Source organism: Haloactinospora alba, from assembly GCF_006717075.1.
GTDB lineage: Bacteria > Actinomycetota > Actinomycetes > Streptosporangiales > Streptosporangiaceae > Haloactinospora > Haloactinospora alba.
In genome coordinates, this window is record NZ_VFQC01000002.1 from 166724 (window position 1) to 189976 (window position 23253).

Below are 23253 nucleotides of genomic sequence, written 5' to 3' on the forward strand. Positions count from 1 at the left end.
GGACGCTCGTACGGAACGTCGCGTCCCGCCCACCGAAACTCCGACACACTCGTGTCTCCTGCCCCGGTGGGGCCTGGCACCTGCCCGCCCGGATCGGCCGCTGACGTGGCGAACTGGACCAAACACCACGGCATCGCCATGATGGAGGCGGCTGTGGGGCTCGAACGCGGCTACTGGGGTCCGCTATCGGCCACCGGCCCGGGAGCGTGCCGCGCATGTTTCGAGTCCGAACGGAAACGGAACCTGTCCGACCGCGGCCAGGATCTGGAGGAGCGCCTCCAGGAACCCACGCCGTGGTCGTTCGGCCCGAGCAACACGGTGGTGGCGGCCTGGGCGGCGCATGACATCCTCCAGTACCTGGCGTGCGGACGGTGCCCCACCCTCGGTGCTCGGTCCTACGTCGACTTCACGAGCGCATCTGTCACCACCGTCAACGGCCCTGCGAGCTGCCTGTGTCGAACCGACCGAACCCGAGACGCCGCGCTTCCGGAGGGGAACGGCACCTGAGCACACTGCGGAGCACGGGGTTCCTCCGGTTATGGACCGGGGAATCGGTCTCGATGGGCGGCACCCAGATCACCCTCTTCGCCATGCCGCTCATCGCCGTCCTGGCGCTGGACGCCGACGCGTGGGAGATGGGCGTCGTCAAGGCCGCCGGGGCCACCGCCCCACTGCTCCTCGCGCTACCCGCGGGGGCGGCGGCCGACCGCTACGAGCGGCTGTCGGTCATGCACGGGGCCAACCTCGGCCGGCTGGTCGTCCTGGTGACGATCCCCCTGCTGTTCTGGGGCGATCTGCTTACCATCTGGGTGCTGGCGCTGGCCATGCTGGTCATCGAGTCGTTGACGCTGCTGTTCGACAGTGCCCGCTCCGCCTACGTTCCGTCCCTGGTCCCGAAGCGGTCCCTGAGCCACGCCAACTCGTGGATCCAGGGCAGCGTCGCGGTCGGTGACGTGGCCGGCCCGGGGGCCGCCGGACTGCTGGTGCAGCTCCTGAGCGCCCCGGTCGTGCTGCTCATCGACGCCGCTACCTACCTGTTCAGCAGTGTCATGATCCGCACGCTGCCGCGGCGGCGGCCGGACGGGGAGAACGGCCACGAACCGCCACTACGTGCCATCCGGCTCGGGATCGCCCTGCTGCGCCGGGACCGGGTGCAGTTCCCGCTCACCCTGGCAGCGGCGCACTCCAACCTGTTCCACGCCATGTTCTTCACGCTGTTCGTCCTCTACGCGGTGCGGGAACTGGAGTTCAGCCCCACACTCCTCGGGGCGACCAGCGTCGTCTCGGGTGCCACCGGCCTGTTGGCGGTGGCGACAGCGCCCTGGCTCATGGAACGGGTGGGGCACGGCCGCACCGCCATCCTGACCTTCGCCGTTCCCGGGCCCGTGGCGCTGCTGGTGCCGCTGGCGGCGGGGGTCCAGCAGTGGGCGGCGGTCGGGATGGTGACCGTGGCGCTCGGGACGTGGTCGTACGCGGTGGTGGTCAACCTCGTCGTCTGCGAGACGGTGAAGCAGGCCCTGGTGCCCGGCGAGTTCCTGGGGCGGGTCACTGCCACGATCCGCCTCCTCAGCTGGGGCGTGGAACCCGTCGGGGCGCTGGCGGGCGGTGCCGTGGCCATGACCGCCCTGGGAACGGGCGGCACGCTCGTCCTCGCGTGCGCCGGCCTCACGGGATCCGTCCTGTGGGCGCTGCGCCGGGAGGTGCGCACCCTCACGGACCTCGGAGAACCAGCGCAGGACGGGGACCGGGGCGCCGACGCGGCACCCGCCGCCGACCCCGGTACGTGACCGCCGGAAGCAAGACGCCCTGACGACACCTGGCCACGGTTCCCGGCGGATGTCGGCCATCGCGGGGACAATCGTCCGTGGCGAACGCCGAGCACACACATCCCCTTCCGGAAAGGGAACCCTCGACATGGCCGAGACGGATCACACAGAGTGCCTGCACCGCTACCTGCGCTACGCCCGCGACTCCCTGCTGTGGAAACTGGAGGACTTGTCCGAGTACGACATCCGCCGCCCGATGACACCGACCGGCACCAACCTGCTGGGGCTGGTCAAACACCTGGGGATGATCGAACTGGGCTACCTCGGGCTGGTCTTCGGCCGGCACTTCGACGAGCACGTCCCCTGGTTCGGTCCCACCGGTCTCCTCCGGGACCTGGACCCCTCCACCATGGAGGCCGACTTCGACATGTGGGCCACCCCCGAGGAGTCGCGGGAGGACGTCATCGGCCTGTACCGGCGGGCGTGGGAGCACGCCGACGCCACGGTCGCGGAGCTGGCCCCGGAGGCGGTCGGCCGGGTGCCGTGGTGGCCCGACAAGCGCAACCCGGTGACACTGCACCTCATCCTGACCCACGTCGTCGCCGAGACCCAGCGCCACCTCGGCCACGCCGACATCGTGCGGGAAATGCTGGACGGCGCGGTCGGGAGCCGGCGGGACAACGACAACATGCCCACCGACGACCGCCGATGGTGGGAGGAGCACCGCGCCCGGCTGGAGGACGCCGCCCGGCGGGCGGGGCAGCGTTGAGGAACGCGCCGCGCGCCCCCGCTGCCGCTCGCCAGCGGCAGCGGGGCTGCCCGAGGGCTACGGCACCGTGGACACCCAGCGCGCACCGGCCGAGGGGACGGCCTCGAAGGCGACCGGCGGGGTGAACCCCGCGCCGCGGAACGCGTCGCGCACCGCCGCCGTGCAGGACTGCGCCCGGTGGGCCTCGACCAGGGCGATGGCGCAGCCGCCGAACCCCGCCCCCGTGATGCGCGCGCCCAGCGCCCCCGCCTCCAGGGCCGCGTCCACGGCGGTGTCCACCTCCGGCGCGCTGACCTCGTAGTCGTCGCGCAGTGAGGCGTGGGACGCGGTGAGCAGCGGGCCCACCTCGCGGGGTTGTCCCGCGTTCAGGAGCCGCACGGTCTCCAGCACCCGCTCGTTCTCGGTGACCACGTGGCGCACCCGGCGCCGCGTCCGTTCGTCGGGAAGCGCGTCGAGTGTTCCCGCGGCGTGCGGGTCGACGTCGCGCAGCGCCGGGACCCCCAGGGTCCGTGCGGCCCGCTCGCAGCAGCTGCGGCGCTGGGCGTACTCGCCGTCGACGAGCCGGTGCGGGGCGCGCGTGTCGATCGCCAGGAGCGCCAGCCCGTGCGCCGGCGGGTCGAACGGCACGTGCTCGGTCCGCGCCGAGCGCGTGTCCATGAACAGCGCGTGCCCGCCGGTGGCCAGCATCGCCGCGGTCTGGTCCAGCGTCCCGCACGGCATCCCCACGAACTCGCTCTCGGCGCGCTGGGCCGTGCGGGCGATGTCCGACCTGTCGCTGCCGATGCCGTACAGGTGCACCATCGCCAGGGCGCTGGCGCAGGTCATCGCCGCGGAGGAGGACAGTCCCGCACCGGTCGGGACGGCGCTGTCCACGAGGAGGTCCATCCCGCCGACGTGGTGGCCGGCCCGTGTCAGCGCCCAGGCGGACCCGGCGGGGTAGGCCGCCCAGCCGGACAGCGCCCCCGGTTCCAGGTCGGTGACGGGGATCTCCGCGCCGCGGGGCTCCTGGCGCGACCGCAGCCGCAGCGTCCCGTCGGTGCGCCGGGCGGCGGCCACGGACAGGACGCGGTCCAGCGCGAAGGGCAGCGCGAACCCGTCGTTGTAGTCGGTGTGTTCGCCGATGAGGTTGATCCGCCCCGGAGCCGCCCACACACCCTCGGGCGGGTATCCGAAGACCTCCGCGAACGATTCCTGGACACCGCTCACCGCGCCCCTCCCCGCTCCCGGGCGAACGCCCAGGCGTCGGCGACGATGTCCCCGATGGTGCTGCGGGGTTCCCAGCCGAGTTCGTGCCGGGCGCGTTCGTTGGAGGCCACGAGCACCGCCGGGTCGCCCGGTCTGCGCGGCCCCGCCACGGCGGGTACGGGGTGGCCCGTGACCCGCCGGACGGCGTCGAGCACCTCCCGGACGGTGCACCCGCTTCCGGTTCCGAGGTTGTAGACGCGGAAGGTGCCGGGCTGGGCCCGGTCGAGGGCGCGCAGGTGGGCGTCGGCGAGGTCGGACACGTGGAGGTAGTCGCGCACGGCCGACCCGTCCCGGGTGGGGTAGTCGGTGCCGTGGATCCGGGCGTGCTCCTCCCGGCCGCTAGCCACCCGAAGCAGATTGGGCACCAGGTGCGTCTCCGGGTCGTGCCGCTCCCCGTACCGGCCGCGGGCGCCGGCGACGTTGAAGTAGCGCAGGCTCACCGCGCCGATGCCGTAGGCGGCGGACCAGGACTCCAGCATCCGGTCGGCCGCGAGCTTGCTGTCCCCGTAGGGGTTGGTGGCGAGTGCGGGCGCGGTCTCGGGCACCGGGACCGTGTCGGGTTCGCCGTACACGGCCGCCGTGGAGGAGAGGACCACGCGCCCGGTGCCGTGCCGCCGGACGGCGTCCAACAGGGCGAGCGTGCCGGAGACGTTGGTGCGCCAGTACGGTCGCGGATCCCGGGTGGACTCGCTCACCAGGGATTTCGCGGCGAAGTGCAGGACGGCGTCGTAGGAGGGGTCCAGCACGTCTCCCGCCTCGGTGAGGTCGGCCTCGGCGAGCGAGGCGCCGGGCGGCACCGCGTCGCGGTGGCCGGTGGAGAGGTCGTCGAGGACGGTGACCGTGTGCCCGGCGTCCAGCAGAAGCGCGGCGACCACGCTGCCGACGTAGCCGGCGCCGCCGGTTACCAGCAGTTTCACTGTGCGGCCTCCCGAAGTCGTTGCGCAGTGGTCTCGGGGAGGACGTCGTTGACGAACACCCCCATGGCGGCCTCGGAGCCGGCCAGGTACTTGAGTTTGTCGGGTGCGCGGCGGACGGAGAAGAGTTCCAGGTGCAGGTAGGCCAGGTCACGCCGCGAACGCACGGGGGCCTGGTGCCAGGCGGCGACGTAGGGCAGGGGCTGGCCGAACAGCCGGTCCATGCGTCCCAGGAGGTCGAGGTAGAGGACGCTGAGGTCGTCGCATTCCTCCTCGGTCAGTTCCGGCAGGTCGCCGACGCGGCGGTTGGGGTAAACCTGCAGTTCGACCGGCCAGCGCGCGGCGGAGGGGACGAAGGCCGTCCAGTACTCGGTCCTGCGCACGATCCGGGTTCCGGCGTGCTGCTCGGCGCGCAGCGTGTCGGCGAAGAGATTGTTGCCGGTGCGTTCCTGGTAGCGCCGGGCCGCGTCGAGTGTGCGGCGGGTCCGGGGGGTGAGGAAAGGGTAGGCGTAGATCTGCCCGTGAGGGTGGTGCAGGGTCACCCCGATCTCGGCACCGCGGTTCTCGAAGCAGAACACCTGCCGCACCCCGGGGAGTTCGGACAGCTCGCGGGTGCGGTCGGCCCACACGTCGACGATGGTGCGGACCCGGTCCGGGGAGAGGTCCACGAACGAGGCGTCGTGCTCGTCGGCGAAGCACAGCACCTCGCAGCGCCCCTCACCCGTCGCCCGGGGCACGGGCAGATCATCGGCGCCGCCGGGAGGGGCCTCGCCGTACGACAGGGCCGGGAACCGGTTCTCGAAGGTCACCACGTCGTAGGAGGAGGCGGGGATCTCGGTGTGGCGCTCGGCGGTCGAGGGGCACAGCGGGCAGGCGTCGCTGGCGGGCAGGTGGGTGCGCCCCTGCCGGTGGGCGGCCATGACCACCCACTCCTCCGTCAGCGGGTCGAACCGCAGTTCCGAGGCTGTCGGCGGCGGGGCGGAGGGGCGCGGGTCCCGGAGTTCCCGGTGCGGGCTGCCGGACTCGTCGAAGTAGATGATCTCGCGCCCGTCGGCCAGCCGCGCGGGTGTCTTCCTCATTGCGGCGTCCGCTCCTCGTCGCTGTCGGCGATGCGCAGGTTCCCCACGTGCTCGGCGAGGGTCTCGCGGGCCGGGGTGGCGAGCCGGGAGTCGGTGACGAGCACGTCGCAGCGGCTCAGCGGGGCGATCGTGCTGAGGCCGACGGTTCCCCACTTGGTGTGGTCGGCGACCACGACGAGGCTGCGGGCCGCCTCCACCAGCGCCTTGTTGGTCTCGGCCTCCATGAGGTTGGGGGTGGTGAACCCAGCGCGCTCCTGTATCCCGTGCACCCCGAGGATGAGCACGTCCAGGTGCAGGCTGCGCACGGTGGTCAGGGCGAGCGGCCCCACGAGGGCGTCCGAGGGGGTGCGGAACCCGCCGGTGAGCGCGACGGTCTGGTCGGGGCGTCCGGGCCGGTAGAACACGTCGGCCACCCGCGGGCTGTTGGTGACCACCGTCAGCCCGGGAGTGTCGCGCAGGTACTCGGCGACGGTGCGGGTCGTGGTGCCGGCGGACAGCCCCACCGCGCTGTCGGGCTCGACCAACCGCGCGGCCTCGCGGGCGATCTCGTGCTTCTCGCGTTCCTCACGCTCCGACTTGGCCTCGAAGCCGGGTTCCTCCGTGCTGGCGCCCTGGGGGGTCACGGCGCCGCCGTGCACCTTGCGGATCGCTCCCCGGCTCTCCAGGACGTCCAGGTCGCGCCGGATGGTCATGTCCGAGACCGCGAAGTCCTCGACGAGGTCGGTGACCCGCACACCGCCCGACTGCTGCACCTTCTCGACTATCAGCTCCTGCCGCTGCGCGGCCAGCATCCGCTCCCCCTCTCGTGCCTCCGTAAGACGCCCCTCCCCGGGCGCGCGGACACCACTCACACCTGTCTGTTCGTGTTGGATTGTGTTTGACTAAGTTTTCCCATGTCCGGGGCGGGTGTCAAACCCTCCAGTCCACCGGAAACGCCCCCCACCTCCCCGGACGCGGTGAAACGGGATCTCCGTACCCCACTCACCGGCGGTACCTCTCGCCCCACTCGGCATCCGGCCGGACGCGGCACACCCCTCCCCATCCGGACACGTCCGGACATCCCCTTCTGTTCATTATTGATCGTAAGTGTTGACTAATTATGGACAACGTGTAGATGATGTCCATGTTTCTGAGTGATTACTTTCACATGTGTTTGGGTGATTGCCGGTGAGAGGTGGCGACGCGCTCTCCCGGGTCATGTCCGTCCAACCCAACACCCCCGCACAGAGGTAAGGACGACGTTTTCAGAGAGGACTGGCCACCGTGGACGCGCTAGCCCAAGAGCAGTTACGGCTGGACGCCAGCACGGTCGACTACGCGCTGCTGGCGCTGTACTTCGTGTTCGTGCTGGGCGTCGGCTTCATGGCCCGGCGTTCGATCTCCAACAGCCTGGACTTCTTCCTGTCCGGCCGGTCGCTTCCGGCCTGGGTCACCGGCCTGGCCTTCATCGCGGCCAACCTCGGCGCCATAGAGATCATCGGCATGTCGGCCAACGGCGCCGAGTACGGCATGCCGACGATGCACTACTTCTGGGTCGGCGCCGTGCCGGCCATGCTGTTCCTCGCACTGGTGATGATGCCGTTCTACTACGGCTCCAGGGTGCGCAGCGTCCCGGAGTTCATGCGGCTGCGGTTCGGCCGGCCCGCCCACCTGGTCAACGGCATCAGCTTCGCGGCCGCCCAGATCCTCATCGCGGGTGTGAACCTGTTCCTGCTGGCCAGCATCGTGAACCTGCTGCTGGGGTGGCCGCTGTGGCTGTCCCTCATCGTCTCCGCGCTCATCGTGCTCACCTACACCGCCCTCGGCGGGCTCTCCGCGGCGATCTACAACGAGGTGCTGCAGTTCTTCGTGATCGTCGGCGCGCTGCTGCCGCTGACACTGGTGGGGCTGCACAAGGTGGGCGGCTGGTCCGGGCTCGTCGAGCGGGTCAGCGAGAGTCCCGGCGGGGCCGAGCAGCTCTCGGCCTGGCCCGCCACCGAGCTCACCGGTTTCGGCAACAGCTTCCTCAGCGTCCTCGGCATCGTCTTCGGCCTCGGCTTCGTCCTCGCCTTCGGCTACTGGACGACGAACTTCGTCGAGGTGCAGCGCGCCATGGCCTCCAGGAGCATGTCGGCGGCCCAGCGGACCCCGATCATCGGCGCGTTCCCCAAACTGCTCATCCCGTTCATCGTGGTCATCCCGGGCATGATCGCCGGGGTGTCGGTCTCGGAGATCGTCACCCTCAAGGCCGGGGGCTCGGCCGACGTGGACTACAACGACGCGATCCTGCTGCTCATGCGGGACCTGCTGCCCAACGGCATCCTCGGCATCGCCCTAGCGGGGCTGCTGGCGTCCTTCATGGCCGGGATGGCGGCCAACCTGAGCTCGTTCAACACGGTGTTCACCTACGACATCTGGCAGTCCTACGTCGTCAGGGACAAGCCCGACTCCTACTACCTGAGGATGGGACCGTGGGTCACCGCGGGAGCCACGGTCGGCGCGGTCGGCACGGCGTTCATCGCCTCCGGCTACGAGAACCTGATGGACTACCTGCAGCAGCTCTTCTCGTTCTTCAACGCGCCGTTGTTCGCCACCTTCATCCTCGGCATGTTCTGGAAGCGGATGACCCCCACCGCCGGCTGGGTGGGGCTGGTGCTCGGGACCGGTTCGGCCGTGCTCGTGTTCTCCCTGGCCGAGACCGGCGTGCTCGACCTTCCCGGACAGGGCGCGAGCTTCGTCGGGGCGGGCGCCGCCTTCGTCGTCGACATCGTGGCCAGCATCTGCGTCAGCCTGGTGACCAGGCCCAAGGCCGACTCCGAGCTGGTCGGCCTGGTCTACTCCCTGACCCCCAAGGAGGACCGGACGGCCTCCACCACCGGGCAGGACTCGGGGTGGTACCGCAAGCCGGCGCTGATGGCCGGGCTCGTCCTCGCACTCACCATCGCGCTCAACCTCATCTTCGACTGACGAGGAGTCGCAATGAACACCGAAACCCCCGGTTCCGAGAGAGGCGGCCGCTCCGGCAGTGTGTTCGACATCCGGGTGGTGATCGCCCTGCTGTTCACCATCTACGGGGTGGTCCTGACCGGGTTGGGCATGTTCCAGTCGCCGGAGGAGCTCGACAAGGCGGCCGGCGTCAACATCAACCTGTGGTCGGGGCTCGGCATGCTCGCCTTCTCCGGCTTCCTCGCCTGCTGGGTGGCGCTGCGCCCCGTACGGATGCCCGAGGAGTCCTCCGACACCACCGAAAACTCCGAGTGACCCGCCCCTGCCCGGGGCACGCGGCCCCGGGCAGGGCCACACGGGGGGACCACGCCGGCCCTGCCCCGAGCCGCACGGTTCCCAAGCCCCAGCCGCCGCGACCGCCGTCGCCGCGGCGCAGTTCCGCTGGGAGTGACGCGGGCCAGCGGGAACGGCCTCCCGGCGCCCCGACCCAACCGCGCATCCAGCGACACCACCGCATCGCTACGGAGCCGTCCTGGTCCCGCCACCGGAGCGTGGCCGTTCGCACCGGCGCGCAGAGCTCCGGATCTCGGTAGCCGCCGGTGTCGCGCGCAGGCTGCCTCGCGGCCGTGGCCTCGGACACCACCGGACCGGAGGACACCACGGAACGCGCACCCCTCACCAGCGACGCCCGCAACCTGACCGAAAAATTCGGTACACACCGCATTAATTATATTTTTCCCTGATAGACATAATTGTCACCACACCCTTGAATTGCGCGCAAACCGGAGTTCCCTCAGTTTGTCATGTGACGGAAGTTTATAATGAGAATTCCGATGCCAGAAGAAACCCCATCGACCCGATTAGCACATGACCAGCGGGAGCGCAATCGGAACACAAAAATGGCCGAATTCGGACGCACCACACCCCACGTGCACCACCGCTCCCGCCACGCGGCCGAACACGAACCCGTGACCTGCATTTTCCTCTGTCAGGAAACAATCGGACACGGAAACCGCGCCTGCGCGTTCCCCCCGAATATTCTTGCCCCGGCCGCGACGCACCGATTAGGGTTTTCACACCCCCTGGAACACAACAGAAAAGGAGAGGGACAATGCCTCGCCTGACACCTGGATCCAACCCCCGGAAGAAAAGTATGGTGCGCCGCGCGGTGGCACCGGTTCTCCTGGCCGGAGGAATCGCCGCCTTCTCCGCGGGCGCGGCCTCCGCCGAGATCACCTACCCGCCCGAGGGCGGAAAGTGGGACCACGGCGCGGGCACGTCCTACGTATGGTCCGACTACCTCCACAACGGCACGTGCCACGGTTCCACCTCCGTCGGACGGTACACCGACAGGGACACCGCCGCCGCCGGAAGCTGGTCCATCACCGAGGCCCCCACCAAGCTGTTCGGTAACGAGAGCTACTACAGGACGACCTGCTGAGGCACACCCGCACCCGCTCGAGCACACGACGGTGTCCGCCGGCAGGGATGTATCCCGCCGGCGGACACCCGCATCCACCACGCTCCCCGGCCCCGGCCCGAGCGCGCGAAGAACGCGACGTGGTCCTAGAAAACAGGCGGACCCTTGCTGCACCGAAGTATCACGTTCATCCACGCGACCTTTCTCGTCTTCGCTGTGGTCCTGGCCTTTCTCACCCTGAGGAGCGCGGACGAGTTCAGTGTCACCGACCAGTCGGCCTATCTCTGGATCAGGGACTCCGAGGGCTCAGCGAGCAGTGCCGAGGTCGTGGCCGCTGTCGAGGAGCTCGCCCGGGAGCACCGTGTCAACGTCGGCCTCGACACCCCCGATCTCCGTGATCCCGGTGGGAAGCGGCACCTTTACCTGGCTGTCGGCGCCCCTGGTTCCCGCTCCGCGTCGTGGTTGGACGAGGGTTACCCTTCGTTCGGACGGGATGTCCGGACCGAGGTCCACCCCTTCGAAGAGCGCGCCAACGCCGACCCGCGGGGCTTCTACCAGGTCTTCGGCCCCCAGGAGAGTATCCACGCGCTGCGGGACACGCTGGCGGAGCTCGGTCTGCGGGGCACGGTGCACGAGGACCCTCCCGGATGGTTCGACCGCATCGCGGAGGACATCTTCCTCGCCTGCTTCACCATCGTCATCCTCTGCGGCGTCATCGCGGTCGGCTCGGGCGTCCTCCTCAACGCCAGGTCCTACGGTGTGCTGCGCCTCCATGGCTGGTCCATGCGCCGTATCCTCGCCCGGGACCTGGCGCAACTGGGACGGTTCTGGCTCCCCGCGTTCGCGCTCACGGCCGCCGGCACCCTGGCCTTCCTCGGGTTCTACAACGGGTTCGCGCAGTTCCGGTCCTTCCTTGACGCCTCCCTGTTCTTCCTCGGTGTCTTCATTCTGGTCGGCCTGGTGACGCATACGGCAGCGCTCGCACTGGTCCACCGCAGCGGCATCCTCCAGTCCCTCAAGGGAAGGGTTCCCTCCCGGCTGGCCACGGTCGGCGCCTACGCCGTGCGGGTTCCGACCATGGTTCTGGTGCTCGGTGTCGCCGGTTCCGTACTGTCCTCGGCCCAGGCGATCGAGGAGCAGCGAGACAGCCGCGACGCCTACGAGGAGATCGGAAACGCCTCACACGTCCTCTTCAGCGGGAGTATCGGCGAGCAGGAGACGATGGAGGCGGAAGCCGGCGCGTGGCTCCGACGCGCCGACGCGGACGGAGAGTTCGTGCTCGCCGCCCGGGAACCGGCGGAGCGCTTCACGCCGCGGGAATCCGACCGCCCCGACTTCCCGGTGCTCATCGTCAACGACACCTACCTGGAGGAACAGCCAGTCGTGTCCCCCTCGGGCCAGCGCTACGAGGCGGCTGCCCACGGCAGTAACCGGGTGCGTCTGCTCATCCCCGAGTCGCGCCGGGAGCACGAGGACGACCTGGTGGCGGGTATCCCGAGATGGACAGACCTGCAGACCAGGGACAGCCCGGATCTGAACGTCGACGTCGAGCCGCTCCCGACCAGATCCGAACAGTCGGTGTTCACCTACGGGGCGGATACCCCGTCAAGAACCACCGGTGAGCGGCCCTTCCTGGAGGACCCGGTTGTCGTGGCCGTCCCGAACGGCTCCGATGTGCTGCACGACGTTACCTACTTCTCCTACGCCACCCGGGAGTCGGTCATCTTCAACGACCCCCGGGACGTCCTGGACGCCACCGCGGATCCGCCCATGTCCGCGTACGTGAACGGTCTGCGTCCGGCGGCGCGGGACGCAGCGGAGGAGTACCAGGAACTCGTGCGGGACTTCCGGCTGGAAGCGTTCAACCTCGCCGCGGGTACCGCGGTACTGCTCATCACGGGAGCGGCCCTGTGCATCATCCACTCCCGCAAGAACGCCCAGACCATCTTCGCCCGGCACATCAGCGGCTGGAGGTTCGCCGCCACCCACCGCTCGCTGCTCGCGATCGAGGCCCTGCTCGCGGTCACCTTCGTCGGGTGGGTCGCGTGGGACACCGTGACCACCCGAAACGAGCTCCGCGACCCCGCGACTCCCCCGCCGCCTCCCGGAGAGCAGACCACCGGAGCCGAGCCGTTCCTGGCCCTGGGGATCACCGCGCTGGGCCTGGGACTGGTCGTGGCGGTCCTGACCGCGTTCCATCGCCGTGTCATCCGGGAAGGCGCCTCCGAGGGATGACACCCGCACACCCGTCCGAACCCGCTGCACTCCGAGGGAGCCACCCGTGATCACCATCGAGAGCCTGTCCAAGTCCTTCGGGGACCGAACCCTGTGGTCCGGACTGGACCTCACCATCCAGGACGGGGAGATGCTCGCCCTCACCGGTCCCAGCGGGGCGGGCAAGTCCACCCTGCTGAACTGCCTGGGCCTGCTGGAACCCGCTGACGGCGGCCGGATCCTCATCGACGGGCAGGACATCCTCCGGTTCGGTATGGCCCGGCGCCGCCGTTTCCGCCGCGACGTGCTGGGCTACCTGTTCCAGAGTTACGCGCTGGTCGAGAACGCCACAGTCGCTGACAATCTCGATATCGCCACCCGCGTCCGCCGCCCCCTCCTCAGCCGGCACCGGCCCGACTACCGGAAGGCGCTGGAGCGTGTCGGTCTGGAAGGGCGGGAGAGGGAAACCATCCACCACCTCAGCGGCGGAGAGCAGCAGCGTGTGGGCCTGGCCCGCCTGATGGTCAAGGAACCCGCCCTGATCCTGGCCGACGAGCCCACCGGAGCCCTGGACAAGGACAACGCTGACCTGGTGGTCGAGGTGCTGCGCGACATGAGCCGCGCCGGGTGCACCGTCGTCCTCGCCACCCACGACGACCGGGTCCGCGACGGCTGTGACACCAGTGTCACCATCGGGTCCCAGAGCACCGTCGGGACCCAGGCCACCGGCTGACCCGGGACGCGGTCGGGCCCTAACCTGCCGTTCGCACCGTCAACCGCAGGCCAGGGTTCGGTCCCGGAACAGGAACTCACTTCTCGGTGAAGGGGGAGCCGGGGGTTCCGGGTTCGTCGGTCTTGTCGGCCTCGCCGCCCGCGCTGTTCTCCAGCCACTCGTCCCACGAGCGTTGCCAGTAGCCCCACCCGTTGGTGACCTCCAGTTCGCGGGTGGTGCCGGTGACCTCGTAGGGGTCGCCGAGCAGCGAGTTCTCGTAGAACCACCGCGAGTCCTCCAGGCTCATGTTGATGCAGCCGTGGCTCACGTTGGTCTCGCCGAGGGACGTGTTGCCGGGCGAGTGGTGGGCGAAGATCCCGGAGTTGGTCAGCCGCATCGCGTATTCCACTTCCAGCTCGTAGGAGTCCGAGCTGCCCTCCGGGATGTTCACGGTGGAGGAGTCCATGGTGTAGTCCTTGCGGCGCGACTTCACCACGTGGGTGCCGCTGGTGGTGCGGTACTCCGGTTCGCTGCCGTCGCCGAGGCTGACCGGGAAGTCCTTGATCTGCTCCCCGTCCCGTTCGACCAGCATGCGGTGGGTGTCGTTGGAGGTGCGGGTGATCTGGGAGCGGCCGACCTCGAACTCCAGGCGGTGGTTCTTGACGCCGTGGACGTCCTCACCGGCCCTCACCCCCGCCAGGTGCATGTCCACGGTCACCTCCTGGTGGGGCTCCCAGTACTCCTCGGGTCGGAACACCGCCTTCGTGTACTCCCCGTTGCGGTCCCGGAACCAGTTCCACGCTCCCTTGGCGGGTTTCTCGGAGGTGACTTCCATGGCGGCGGCGACCTCGGCCCTGTTCTCCACGGGCCGGTCGAAGTTCACGATCAGCGGCATGCCCACACCGACCGTTTCCCCGCTGTTGGGCAGGTTGGACTCCAGCTCCAGCCGCTGGCCCTCCGGAGCCTGCCGGGTGGTGAACTCGCTGACGACCTCGGCGGTCCCACCCTCGGGGGTTTCCGCGGTGGCGGTCACGGTGACCGTGTTGCCGGGGGTCATGGTCCAGTCGCTGGCCCACTCGCTCTTGTCGTCGTTGAACGTCCCGGTGAGGGCGTCGAGCTCCCTGTCGCCGTCGTCGCGCTGGTCGTCGGAGCCGGCGCTGTCCTTACCGGCGGGCTCCTGGTCGACGGTGACCTCGGTGACGGTGCCGTTGTCGGCCTGGACCGTGATCGGCGCGTCCGGCGCCACCTCGGAGGAACCGTCCTCGGGGGTGATGCTCACGCCGGCCTCGGCGCCGGCGTCCTCCCCCGCCGTGTTGGTGGCGGAGGTGGAGCACGCCCCGACGAGCAGGAGCGATGACATGGCGACCGCCGTACCCAGACGGCGGTGTTTCGGGAGTAGGGGGGTACCGTCCACGGGTGCGGCCTCCAGCACTCCGGTTGGTTCTTTTCCCGGTTTTTACTCTCGCAAGGCTATACCGCACCGCCGACCAACAGTGGCACACAGCGATACGAGACACCCTTTCCGCCTATATCCGGGAATTCGTTTTCGGTGGTACGTCCCCAGAGGACGAGCCCTATCGGACATATACCCGCACTCTGGCCACAATCATCACATCTGTTACACAGAGTTTCATAACTATCACGAACTGCGGTTGATCGCGCGGGTGCCGAGGACGGCCAGGACGGCGAGGATGATCAGCGCTGCCCCGTAGACGTTGGTCACGGTGGTCAACGGCAGGGCGTCGACGGCGAAGCCGGCGGTGACGGCGGGCAGGCACATCGCCAGGTAGCTGAGGACGTAGAAGGCCGACATGAGTCCCGCGCGTTCGTGCGGGGCGGCCAGGGGGACCACGGTGCGCAGTGCGCCCTGGAAGCCCGCGCCGAAACCGACCCCGGCCAGGACGGTACCGGCGAAGAAGAGCGCGCTCGCCCCGAACGCTACTCCGGCCAGGGTGGTGGCGACGCCGGCAGCCAGGGCAGGCGCACCGATGAGCATGACCCGCAGTGCTGGTGCGGTGCGCAGGAGGAAGATCGCAGCTGCACCGCTGCTCGTCAGCGCGAAGGCGGCGGCTCCGCCGATCAGGGGATTGTTGGAGTCGGTCACGGCCGTGGCGAGCGAGGGACCCAGGGAGAGGTAGAAGCCACCCAGTGCCCATACGGCGATGTCGATGGGGGCGGCGACGAGCATGGCGCGGCGGGCCGGAACCGGGACGGTGACGTGTGGGCGCAGGGAGGCGAGGACGCCGGGCCTGCGTTCGGCGCTCTCGGCTGTTGCCAGCATGGCGGCCGCCTGCAGTAGGAGCAGGACGATGAGGACGGCGTAGACCAGGCGCATCGGGGCGGGCGCGTATTGCACTAGTGCGCTGGACCCCAGGACGCCGGCGGCCATACCTGCCATCGGGGCGAGGCTGGTGACCATCGGTCCTCGGACGGGGGCGGTGTCGAGCAGTGCGGCGCCGAGCGCCCCGGTGGCGGCACCGGTCGCCAGTCCCTGCATGACGCGTGCGGCGACCAGCGCACCGAGACTGTCGGCGGTGAGGAACACGGCTATGGAGGCGGTCTCGAGCGCGATGGCGCCCAGGATGGCCGGGCGGCGGCCGATGTGGTCGGAGATCTGGCCGACCAGGAGCAGAGCGGTCAGCAGCGCCAGGGCGTACACGCCGAACACGACGGTGATGGCGCTTGAGGGCAGTCCCCACTGCTCCTGGTACAGGGCGTACAGCGGGGTGGGTGCGGCGGAGGCGGCGAGGAAGGCGACCAGGATGCTGGCCTGCAGCGCCGTGGTTGAAACGGTTCCCAGGGCCTGACGGGACCGTGCGGGTCGTAACTCGGTGATGGACACAGGTTTCCCCAAATACTTAAAGCAAAGATTTTGCGTTAAAGACGGTACACCTCTCCCGCAGCTAAAGCAAAGATTGTGCGATAGAGTGGGGGTGTGAGTCCGATCCAGGGAACCCGCACGGGCGGGCGCAGCGCCCGAGTCCAGCGGTCCGTGCACGCCGCCGTCCAGGAACTGCTGGGCCAGCGTTCCCGGAGTGAGCTGAGTGTTCCGCTCGTCGCCCAGCACGCCGGCGTCACCCCGTCGACGGTCTACCGCCGGTGGGGAGGGCTGCAGGAACTGCTCTCCGACGTCGCCGCGGAACGGCTGCGCCCCGACGCCCCGCCCGAGGACACCGGCGCCCTGGCCTCCGACCTGAACGCGTGGGCGGTGCAGTACCTGGAGGAGATGTCCTCCTCACCGGGACGGGAGTACATCCGCGACGTCATCGCCGGCGACACCGGAACGGCCAACACCGGCCAGTGCTGCGGGTACGCCTACGAGCAGGTCAGCGTCATGCTGCAGCGCGCCGCCGACCGCGGCGAACCCGCCCCGGACGCCGACCAGGTACTCGACCACCTGGTCGCGCCGATGATGTACCGCATCCTGTTCGACCCGGCACAGATCACACCGGAACGCGTCGACGCCCTGGTGCACGAACTTCTGGACGACCAGCACCCGTCCTGACGACGCGGGGGTGCGCGTCGTCAGCCGGACGCGCGGCCGTGGGTTCGCACGGGAGGTTTCACACTGCCGAGCGAGGCGACGGCTGCGGCGCGCGGTGCGGGACCCGCTCCATGCTCGGCAGTCTGACGCTGGCTTCCTTCGGAACCGCCGTACCGGAGTCCTGTGGAACGCGGCTCTGACCAAAGTCGGTCTGGGAGGTCACGAGGTCACGCGGGGAGAGCCCCTGGGACTACCACCCTTCCGGGAGGCTGGGGAGAATGTCGCCGTGGAAGAGCCGCGCGTTCTCTTTTAAGGAGGGTTCGTAGCGTTCAGCGCCGCTTATCGAGACCTTTCACGGATCTCGCGGGCGAGCTGACTGAAGCGCGACCGGGTATGGGCCACCTGCTCAGCGTCGGCTGGATCCAGCTGCTTCCTGTGCTTGGCGCACTCACTTCGTCCCTGTTCTGCCTCGGCAATGACCGCAGGATCCGGCTCGGGTTTGGCCTCTTCGCGAGCGATGAGCGCACTGTAGGCACCGACCGCACCATTGATCGCTTCCAAAGCGGCCTCGTAGCGAACAGCCTCCTGACCAGTCCACTCCCGCTTCTGGTACTCCTCAACCATGCTGTTCCCCACACTCTTCGTCACCGAATCCAGCCGGATGTCCACGTGACCTCACCATCGTCGACACCGACACTTCCTGCCACCCCGCATCGGCGATCTCCTCCCAGCGGCCACCATCCACACTCTTGTAATTGTGAAGGGTTCCAGCAATTCCAGAAATCGTGGTTCCCACAGCGGCAGAAGCCAAAGTCACGATGACAGCACCAGCCAGGAACCTGCCGGGGAAAAAGGCGTTGGGGCGAGTGAGCATATCGACCAGCGCGGGGGATCGTAGCTGCCCAAGCGCATACCGAAATACAGCCGCACGGCGCACAGTCGGGACCTGTCAAGGTTTCGGTGTAATTATTTTCTGGTTATCGGCGTGTTGCGGTAAGGCGCCCTCGAAGGTATTGAGGGCCTTTTTACAGCGGTTGGCCCAGCGTTTGCGGCCGGTCCCGTTGGAATCCAGGCTCATCAGCGCTAGATAGATACACGTCAGGGCTGGGTGATGGCTGTGGGGACCACGATGGCGATCAGTATGCGCCGGGGGTGGTGAGCACCTCGGCAAACTCGACTATACAGGGGGCGGCGCGATTCTGATCGGCGCGGCCGGTTCTCTGATCGGTGTACTGGCTACCTGACGAGTGTCGAGGAGAGTGTGACCTGTGACTGAGGACAGTTCTGACGGAGCAGACACGTCAATATCTGCGAACCTTCCGTGGGCGAGTCGGGGGTTCGTGATCTCGGCGATAACTGTGGCTGCCATTTTCGTGGTGGGTATCGCGGTGACGATCACCACTCTGGCCACCGATGAGGGCGGCCAGGGGCCCAATGCCGCAGACAGCAGTCCCACAACCGGGTCCACCCCTGAGGGGGGCGGTGTGCCCAGAGACGAGATGCCCGAGGAGGGGCGCACCACCACGCCCAAGGGCAGCGACGACAGCGCCAGTGTCTGTGGGCTGGACGGTAACTCCGACAGCTCGTTCGACACGTTTCCCGAGGATGTGACCTGGGAGCCGGTAGGTGCGCTGGAAGCGCCCCACTTTCCCGGCCACGGGCCCGGTGAGGTCGACGACAACGGAGTGCGCTACTGCTATGCCCACTCCCCGCAAGGGGCGGTGGCAGCCGGACTGAACCTCATAGCGATGTCGTCCTTGTCCGACATACGCAAAGACGTGGTGCAGCGCATGTTCGCCGAGGGTGAGGGCAAAGAGGCCGCGCTGGAGAAGCTAAAAGACCCCTCTAAGGATGAGGAGACGATCCGCAGCCGTCTGGCCGGGGTGCAGCTGGTGACCTACAACCCCGACTACGCGCGAGTGGATGTGGCGCTACAGATCGATGATCCGGAGGCCATAAGCTCCCACGTGCTGGATTTGCAGTGGAGCGAGGGCGACTGGAGAGTCATCACCCGCCCCAGCGGCGAGATGGTGGTACCGAACAGCATCGTGGACTCGCTGGATCGTTATGTTCCGACCGGAAAAGCGAGATAAGCGTTGCTGCCCACCGATGCGCAAGAGGAAGACGAGTGCGGCCACACCGTACGGGAGCGATACGCTGACCACCGAAAACGCAGGATGATGTTTTGGTGACCAGCTACGCACCAAAGCTAAATCTACCCTGTGCTTCCGCTACACGTCACCGGTGGGGTGGACACGCCGCAGGCCGGAACTGCCGGCCACCAGCACCCCTCCCTGATGCGGATCAGTAGTCATCCCGTTCACTCCATCCACCAGGTGTGTGCGACCGGCCGGCGCGCCGTCCGCGGCCGCGTACCAGTGCACACCGTCATCCCCACACTCACAGCCAGGTAGGTGCCGTCGCTGGTGAAACACAGCGCGTCGTCGCGGCCCTCCCCCCACCGTCGGCAGCTGTACTGTGCACCGGTTGGTGCCAGACCAGATCCCCGGTGTCCGCGTCGATCACGGCGACCGTCCCGTGGGAGCTACCGCGGTCCGTGCGTCCGTAGTCCGGGCGCACCCACACCGCGAACACACGGCCAGCCGGTACGACGGCGACATGGCGCGGACTGGAGACGGTTTTCGACTGGAACCGCTGGGACGGCGCGCTGGCCATCACATTCCTGATTGAACAGGTATGGCTCCAGCAAGAAGACGAAGCCCCCAACTACTACCCGGTCGAATCGCGGAGGGCGAGTGCTCCGCTTACTCACCAAATGAGATGAGCTCTTAGAAGGCTGGGGTGTTGGAAGCGATCAGAGTTTTGGCCCGGCCTGTGCGAACCGGTCTTCGGGGAGGGGGACCGGTCATTGATTGGTGACTGTGAACGCGGGAGTGTCGTGCGGTGCGCGATCGCGCAGGATCTCGGCGAGTGCGGCGATGCGCCGTAGTGGTATCAGGTCCACCTCGGGTAGGGGTGCTTCGTCCAGCAGGCTTCTCATCGCGTAACGGATCGCTGTGGATAGGGGTGAGTCTTCCAAGACCTCGTCGTAGAGCAGGTGGTTGTCGCGTTCGGCGGTGAGTCGGTGATGATTGCGCTCCAGTTGCCATCCTCCGGGCGCGGTGACGGGCTCGAGGTGCAGGGTGAACCGGGTGTTACCGGTTTCCAGACGGACGTGGCGGTGCCGGTCGTCAGCGGTGCGGATATCGCGGCGCCAGGGTGAACGTGGTTGCGGTGCCGTTCCGAGCAGGATGCTGGGGCCAAGGATGGAGGAGGCCAGTTCCAGACGGGTGCGACCCTCGCTGGGATGGTCGAGAGTGGTGCGCTCGGTGAGGGCGGCGACGAAGAGCCGCGGGTCGTAGGTAGCCCAGAGTTCCGCTGCCTCGGGTATGGAGGCGAAGTAGGCCTCGACGAGCGGGGCGGGGAGAACGCGGGACAGCACCGCGAGCATGTGCAGCCATTCGTATCCCAGGACTCCGTAGGTGCGGTCGATGAACCGCCCGTTGGCGATGTCGGCGGTGCGGTCCTTGGTGAAGGTGATCGCTGCGTGGGTGATGGGCGCCTGCCCTTCGTATTCACGCAGGAGGTCGGTGAAGGCGGGGAGCACGGTGGAGTGTTGGTATTGGTCGTTGACTAGGACCCGTGCGCGAGGATGGGTAGCCAGCAGGCTGGTGAACTCCTCGATCTCGTGCCCCTGACAGGCGGGTTTCTCCACAAGCACACGGGCGGCGGGGTTGTGCTCCAGCACGGCGCGCAGCACTGGCAGGTGATCGGCGGTGGGGCAACAGATGGACCACAGGTCGATCGCTGCGGCCCGGACGGTGGGCAGGTTGGCGACGTCGTGCGGAAAGGAGTGGTGGCCCTTGGGGACATCCTGGTGTTTGGGGTCGATGATCGTGATGTCAGCGCCCAGTTCGGTGAGGATCTGGGTGTGTAGGCGGCCGGCGTTGCCATAGCCCACGACGCAGGCGTTGACCTGGCGGCGCTCTCGCGTTGTCATGCCTGTGGTCTTGGGGCACTGGGTGGGATGGGCGAGGTAGCGGTCGTAGTAGGCATCGAAGAGCCCAGCGGCTTCGATCGCCGCGTCGGCGGGGTCCCGGTACAGGCCGGGCGGGATCTGATCGGCGTTGGCGCACAGGTGTTTGGCGGCGATCAGGGTGCCAGCGCGGTAGGCGTCGTATCCCTGATTGGGGATCGAGTCGGCCTCGAAGAGGTTCATCGAACGACCATCACCGAGCAGCACCACCGTGTTGCCGCCTGGGAGGCGAACGCGGCGTCCGACGCCGGGGATGTCATGGGTGGAGGATGTGGTCTCGGTCAGGATCGAGAAGTCGCGGGTGGCGAACGGCGCTAGGAACACGCCGTCGGACAGGAAGGACAGGTCGTCACCGGTCAACGCTTGCTCACCGGTGGTTCCGATGATCAGGAACGGATCGGTGACGCGCAGAGCGTCAGGGGTGCTGCGGTGAGTGGGGTATCCGGCTTCGGCGGCGGCGATGAGGGAGGGTAGGTCGGTGTCGAGCACGTCGACACGGCAGCCCAGTCCGCGCAGTGCTGGTGCCAGGCGGCAACCGAGCGTGCCGTAGCCGATGAGCAGGACCTGGCGGCCGATGAACTTGCGGTCGCCGATGAGGGCGCGCAGGCGGCGCAGGCAGGAGTCGGCGATCTCTGGGTAGCCCAGCGAGGTCTTGGTGTGTGAGCGGGCCATGTTCAGCACCGGGATGGCCAGTGGGCCGGCCTGGGTGATGCGCTTGATGCCGCTGACAGTGAGTTCGACCGCCGCGTCCACCCGCCGTTCGGCGTCAGGGGCGCCATAGCCGCGGGCGATCAGACCGCCGTCGTCGACGACGAGGACCTTGCGCCCCGCGGAGTGCGCGGTGTCGATGAAGGCGTCGAGGGTAGCGGTGACGTCGGTGAGTTCGGCGCCGTGGGCCTCTGGGGTGTTGATGGCGGTATTGTCGAGTAGTCCGCTGCGGTATCCCCGGGTGTGGAAGGTGGCGTGGATCCGTTCCCGGTTGTAGGTGCGGTCGCCCTTGGCCAGAGCGAAGATCCATTCCGGGGGTATACCGGCGCGTTCCATGGCTAGGAGGAACCCGACGCTGTGCTCGAGGTAATGGTCGCGAAACAGCAGCGCCCAGTCGTCCAGGGCGGGATCGGGATTGCTGTAGTGCGCCAGGAGGGGCATCGCGGTGGTGATGCCCTCGATCTCGGATTCGGTGTAGGGCAGGCGCAAAGTATCCAGGTGCTCTCCCAGTTCCCGTGTCGCCTCCGAGGTGTCTCCGGGACCGGCCTGAATGAGGATCTCAAGGTGTTCTGGCGGTGTGAGTTGGTGACCCACCGTGTGGGGAGGTTGGGGCGGAAGTGGTTTCCAGAACACGCTCACCGCTGAGGACTCCGTATCGGAGACGACGAGGCGCATCGCGTCGTCGCTTTCCTGTTGGATGGTGAGGCCGTGATTGGCGGCCACGTCCGTCGCGGCGTTGAGGACCTGGGGGCGGGGTAACCGGTCCGCGCAACACGCGCCATGCGTGACGGGAAGACCCGGCTGGCGGGCGAGTCATGAGGCTCCTCGGCTGGGTGGAGGTGATGGTGCGAGGTCTCTTACCGGCGAGTGATCTCGTCGAGGGCCGCCTCGGCATGGTCGAGCTGGGCCAGCAGCCGGTTGCTGGCACGGTGGCGCAGCAGCCAGAAGTCGTCCAGGTCCTTCTGGTACAGGCCCGGTTTGCGGTAGTGCTGCTTGACGCCATACAGGCTCCGCAGCAGTTGCAGCAACGCCACACGGGCACACGCGCGCACGTCCTCACCGCGCACCGCGGGGTTGGTGTCCAGGTAGGCGGCGACGAGGCGGGAGGCCGCGGTGATCCAGTTCTCGTCGAGGACCACGGTGCGCGGGTCGAAGGCGATACGGCCGAGTTCGTAGGCGATCAGGAAGGGCTCGGGTGGGCGGAAGTCCGTCACCGCGCTCAGGCGCTCGCCGTCGAAGAGCAGGTTGACGGCGCTGTAGTCGCCGTGTAGCACCTGGGTGGTCATCACGGGCAATCCGTCCAGCAGGGCGGGGACCTCCCGTAGAGCATGGCGTCGTTCGGTGAGGGTCTGTTCGGCGAGATGGTCGAAGTCGTCGCGGTGGTCCCGCTGGGCGACGCGTTCCAGCAGGTCGGTGATCGTGTCCTCGATCCCGGTCACGTCGGGGTGCAGCCAGGTCTCCAGCTCCGGCGACGTCCTCGCGCTGTCGGGGTGGGTGGCGAAGGCGTGGTGGATGCGTCCCAACGCCGCACCGGCGGCCTCCTGCTGGGCGGGGGTGAAACCGTCGGTGACGGTATGGCCCCGCACCCATTCCCACACCGACACCGCTACGTTGTCGCGGTGGCTGATCGCCTGCCCCTGGCGTGTACGCACCAGACCGGGGGTGGGTACCTCGTGGCGCGCGGCGAGGTCGGTGAGGTCGATCGCTTGGGACTCGGCGTCCAGGTCCGTCCCGGCGGGGTAGTGCTTGACGAAGTAGTCACGCCCCCGCCAGGCCGCTCGGTAGTTCACCGTGCCCTGACCGATGGGCAGCCGGGTCACCTCGGCCTCTCCCATGGCGTAGTCCTCGGCCAGGGTCGCCAGGATGGTCTGGTGCGTCTCGGCGGTGGTCGGTTCGCTCATCGCGGATGATCCTTCCGGTGGTAGCTCTGGATAATCGGTGGCCACGCTAGCGTCGGGAGGTGACAGACGGCAGTGTCTTC

The 23253-nt window shown here is 68.3% G+C and carries 19 protein-coding genes; 10 read left to right on the top strand and 9 right to left on the bottom strand.

The genetic code is table 11. The features are described 5' to 3' along the window. Window positions 1–105: 105 nt before the first annotated feature. The 3 genes from FHX37_RS23000 to FHX37_RS18335 all read left to right on the top strand — a co-directional run bounded on the left by FHX37_RS23000 (window position 106) and on the right by FHX37_RS18335 (window position 2535). A complete protein-coding gene (locus tag FHX37_RS23000; protein ID WP_170181635.1) occupies window positions 106–507 on the top strand; it encodes a hypothetical protein in 402 nt (133 codons plus the stop codon). Continuing rightward, window positions 453–1787, top strand: a complete 1335-nt coding sequence (locus FHX37_RS18330) for an MFS transporter (RefSeq protein ID WP_170181636.1) — start codon at window positions 453–455, stop codon at window positions 1785–1787. The genes FHX37_RS23000 and FHX37_RS18330 overlap by 55 nt, the downstream gene beginning before the upstream one ends. A gap of 127 nt (window positions 1788–1914) precedes the next feature. Continuing rightward, a complete protein-coding gene (locus FHX37_RS18335) occupies window positions 1915–2535 on the top strand; it encodes a DinB family protein (protein WP_141925465.1) in 621 nt (206 codons plus the stop codon). A gap of 57 nt (window positions 2536–2592) precedes the next feature. On the opposite strand, the gene galK is transcribed toward FHX37_RS18335, so the two are convergent. Genes galK through FHX37_RS18355 form a run of 4 tightly spaced genes read right to left on the bottom strand, consistent with a single transcriptional unit; the run spans window position 2593 to window position 6564 of the window. Further along, window positions 2593–3741, bottom strand: coding sequence for a galactokinase (gene galK, locus FHX37_RS18340; RefSeq protein WP_141925466.1), 1149 nt, complete (start codon window positions 3739–3741; stop codon window positions 2593–2595). Then, a complete protein-coding gene (galE, locus tag FHX37_RS18345) occupies window positions 3738–4697 on the bottom strand; it encodes a UDP-glucose 4-epimerase GalE (RefSeq protein ID WP_141925467.1) in 960 nt (319 codons plus the stop codon). Before galE ends, galK begins: the two co-directional genes overlap by 4 nt. Continuing rightward, window positions 4694–5773, bottom strand: a complete 1080-nt coding sequence (gene galT / locus FHX37_RS18350) for a galactose-1-phosphate uridylyltransferase (protein WP_141925468.1) — start codon at window positions 5771–5773, stop codon at window positions 4694–4696. The genes galE and galT overlap by 4 nt, the downstream gene beginning before the upstream one ends. Beyond that, window positions 5770–6564: a DeoR/GlpR family DNA-binding transcription regulator gene (locus FHX37_RS18355; RefSeq protein ID WP_141925469.1), complete on the bottom strand. Its 795-nt coding sequence runs from the start codon at window positions 6562–6564 to the stop codon at window positions 5770–5772. The genes galT and FHX37_RS18355 overlap by 4 nt, the downstream gene beginning before the upstream one ends. Window positions 6565–7036: 472 nt before the next feature. Between FHX37_RS18355 and FHX37_RS18360 the strand changes: the two genes are divergently transcribed. From FHX37_RS18360 to FHX37_RS18380, 5 genes are all read left to right on the top strand, one after another. After that, window positions 7037–8719 (top strand): sodium:solute symporter family protein, encoded by a 1683-nt coding sequence (locus tag FHX37_RS18360; RefSeq protein ID WP_141925470.1) that lies wholly within the window; start codon window positions 7037–7039, stop codon window positions 8717–8719. Between the two features lie 12 nt (window positions 8720–8731). Further along, window positions 8732–9013: a hypothetical protein gene (locus FHX37_RS18365; RefSeq protein WP_141925471.1), complete on the top strand. Its 282-nt coding sequence runs from the start codon at window positions 8732–8734 to the stop codon at window positions 9011–9013. A gap of 796 nt (window positions 9014–9809) precedes the next feature. Next, window positions 9810–10139, top strand: coding sequence for a lactococcin 972 family bacteriocin (locus FHX37_RS18370; protein ID WP_141925472.1), 330 nt, complete (start codon window positions 9810–9812; stop codon window positions 10137–10139). Window positions 10140–10283: 144 nt separating this feature from the next. Then, on the top strand, window positions 10284–12353 hold the full coding sequence (locus FHX37_RS18375; RefSeq protein WP_141925473.1) for a bacteriocin-associated integral membrane family protein: 2070 nt from the start codon (window positions 10284–10286) through the stop codon (window positions 12351–12353). A 46-nt stretch (window positions 12354–12399) separates the two neighbouring features. Then, window positions 12400–13065, top strand: coding sequence for an ATP-binding cassette domain-containing protein (locus tag FHX37_RS18380; RefSeq protein ID WP_141925474.1), 666 nt, complete (start codon window positions 12400–12402; stop codon window positions 13063–13065). A gap of 76 nt (window positions 13066–13141) precedes the next feature. Here the strand turns inward: FHX37_RS18380 and FHX37_RS18385 are convergent, their stop codons facing one another. Beyond that, window positions 13142–14404, bottom strand: coding sequence for a L,D-transpeptidase (locus FHX37_RS18385; protein WP_141925475.1), 1263 nt, complete (start codon window positions 14402–14404; stop codon window positions 13142–13144). Between the two features lie 279 nt (window positions 14405–14683). After that, on the bottom strand, window positions 14684–15886 hold the full coding sequence (locus tag FHX37_RS18390) for an MFS transporter (protein WP_141925476.1): 1203 nt from the start codon (window positions 15884–15886) through the stop codon (window positions 14684–14686). A 93-nt stretch (window positions 15887–15979) separates the two neighbouring features. On the opposite strand from FHX37_RS18390, the gene FHX37_RS18395 reads away from it, so the two are divergent. Beyond that, window positions 15980–16549, top strand: coding sequence for a TetR/AcrR family transcriptional regulator (locus FHX37_RS18395; RefSeq protein ID WP_211351952.1), 570 nt, complete (start codon window positions 15980–15982; stop codon window positions 16547–16549). Window positions 16550–16867: 318 nt separating this feature from the next. Here FHX37_RS18395 and FHX37_RS18400 read toward each other — a convergent pair whose 3' ends face one another. After that, entirely contained in the window at window positions 16868–17197 is a 330-nt protein-coding gene (locus FHX37_RS18400; protein ID WP_246062435.1) for a hypothetical protein, read from the bottom strand. Window positions 17198–17886: 689 nt separating this feature from the next. Here FHX37_RS18400 and FHX37_RS18410 point away from each other — a divergent pair. After that, window positions 17887–18621, top strand: coding sequence for a hypothetical protein (locus FHX37_RS18410; protein WP_141925478.1), 735 nt, complete (start codon window positions 17887–17889; stop codon window positions 18619–18621). A gap of 773 nt (window positions 18622–19394) precedes the next feature. Here FHX37_RS18410 and FHX37_RS18415 read toward each other — a convergent pair. Then, entirely contained in the window at window positions 19395–21995 is a 2601-nt protein-coding gene (locus FHX37_RS18415) for a Gfo/Idh/MocA family oxidoreductase (RefSeq protein ID WP_141925479.1), read from the bottom strand. A 134-nt stretch (window positions 21996–22129) separates the two neighbouring features. After that, window positions 22130–23173, bottom strand: coding sequence for a phosphotransferase enzyme family protein (locus tag FHX37_RS18420; RefSeq protein WP_141925480.1), 1044 nt, complete (start codon window positions 23171–23173; stop codon window positions 22130–22132). Window positions 23174–23253: the final 80 nt, after the last annotated feature.

Excerpts from the sequence above, each read along its gene's own strand:
- FHX37_RS18370 (WP_141925472.1), top strand. The coding sequence starts at position 9,810 with ATGCCTCGCCTGACACCTGGATCCAACCCCCGGAAGAAAAGTATGGTG.
- galT (WP_141925468.1), bottom strand. The coding sequence starts at position 5,773 with ATGAGGAAGACACCCGCGCGGCTGGCCGACGGGCGCGAGATCATCTAC.
- FHX37_RS18365 (WP_141925471.1), top strand. The coding sequence starts at position 8,732 with ATGAACACCGAAACCCCCGGTTCCGAGAGAGGCGGCCGCTCCGGCAGT.
- FHX37_RS18355 (WP_141925469.1), bottom strand. The coding sequence starts at position 6,564 with ATGCTGGCCGCGCAGCGGCAGGAGCTGATAGTCGAGAAGGTGCAGCAG.
- FHX37_RS18420 (WP_141925480.1), bottom strand. The coding sequence starts at position 23,173 with ATGAGCGAACCGACCACCGCCGAGACGCACCAGACCATCCTGGCGACC.
- FHX37_RS18385 (WP_141925475.1), bottom strand. The coding sequence starts at position 14,404 with ATGTCATCGCTCCTGCTCGTCGGGGCGTGCTCCACCTCCGCCACCAAC.
- FHX37_RS18335 (WP_141925465.1), top strand. The coding sequence starts at position 1,915 with ATGGCCGAGACGGATCACACAGAGTGCCTGCACCGCTACCTGCGCTAC.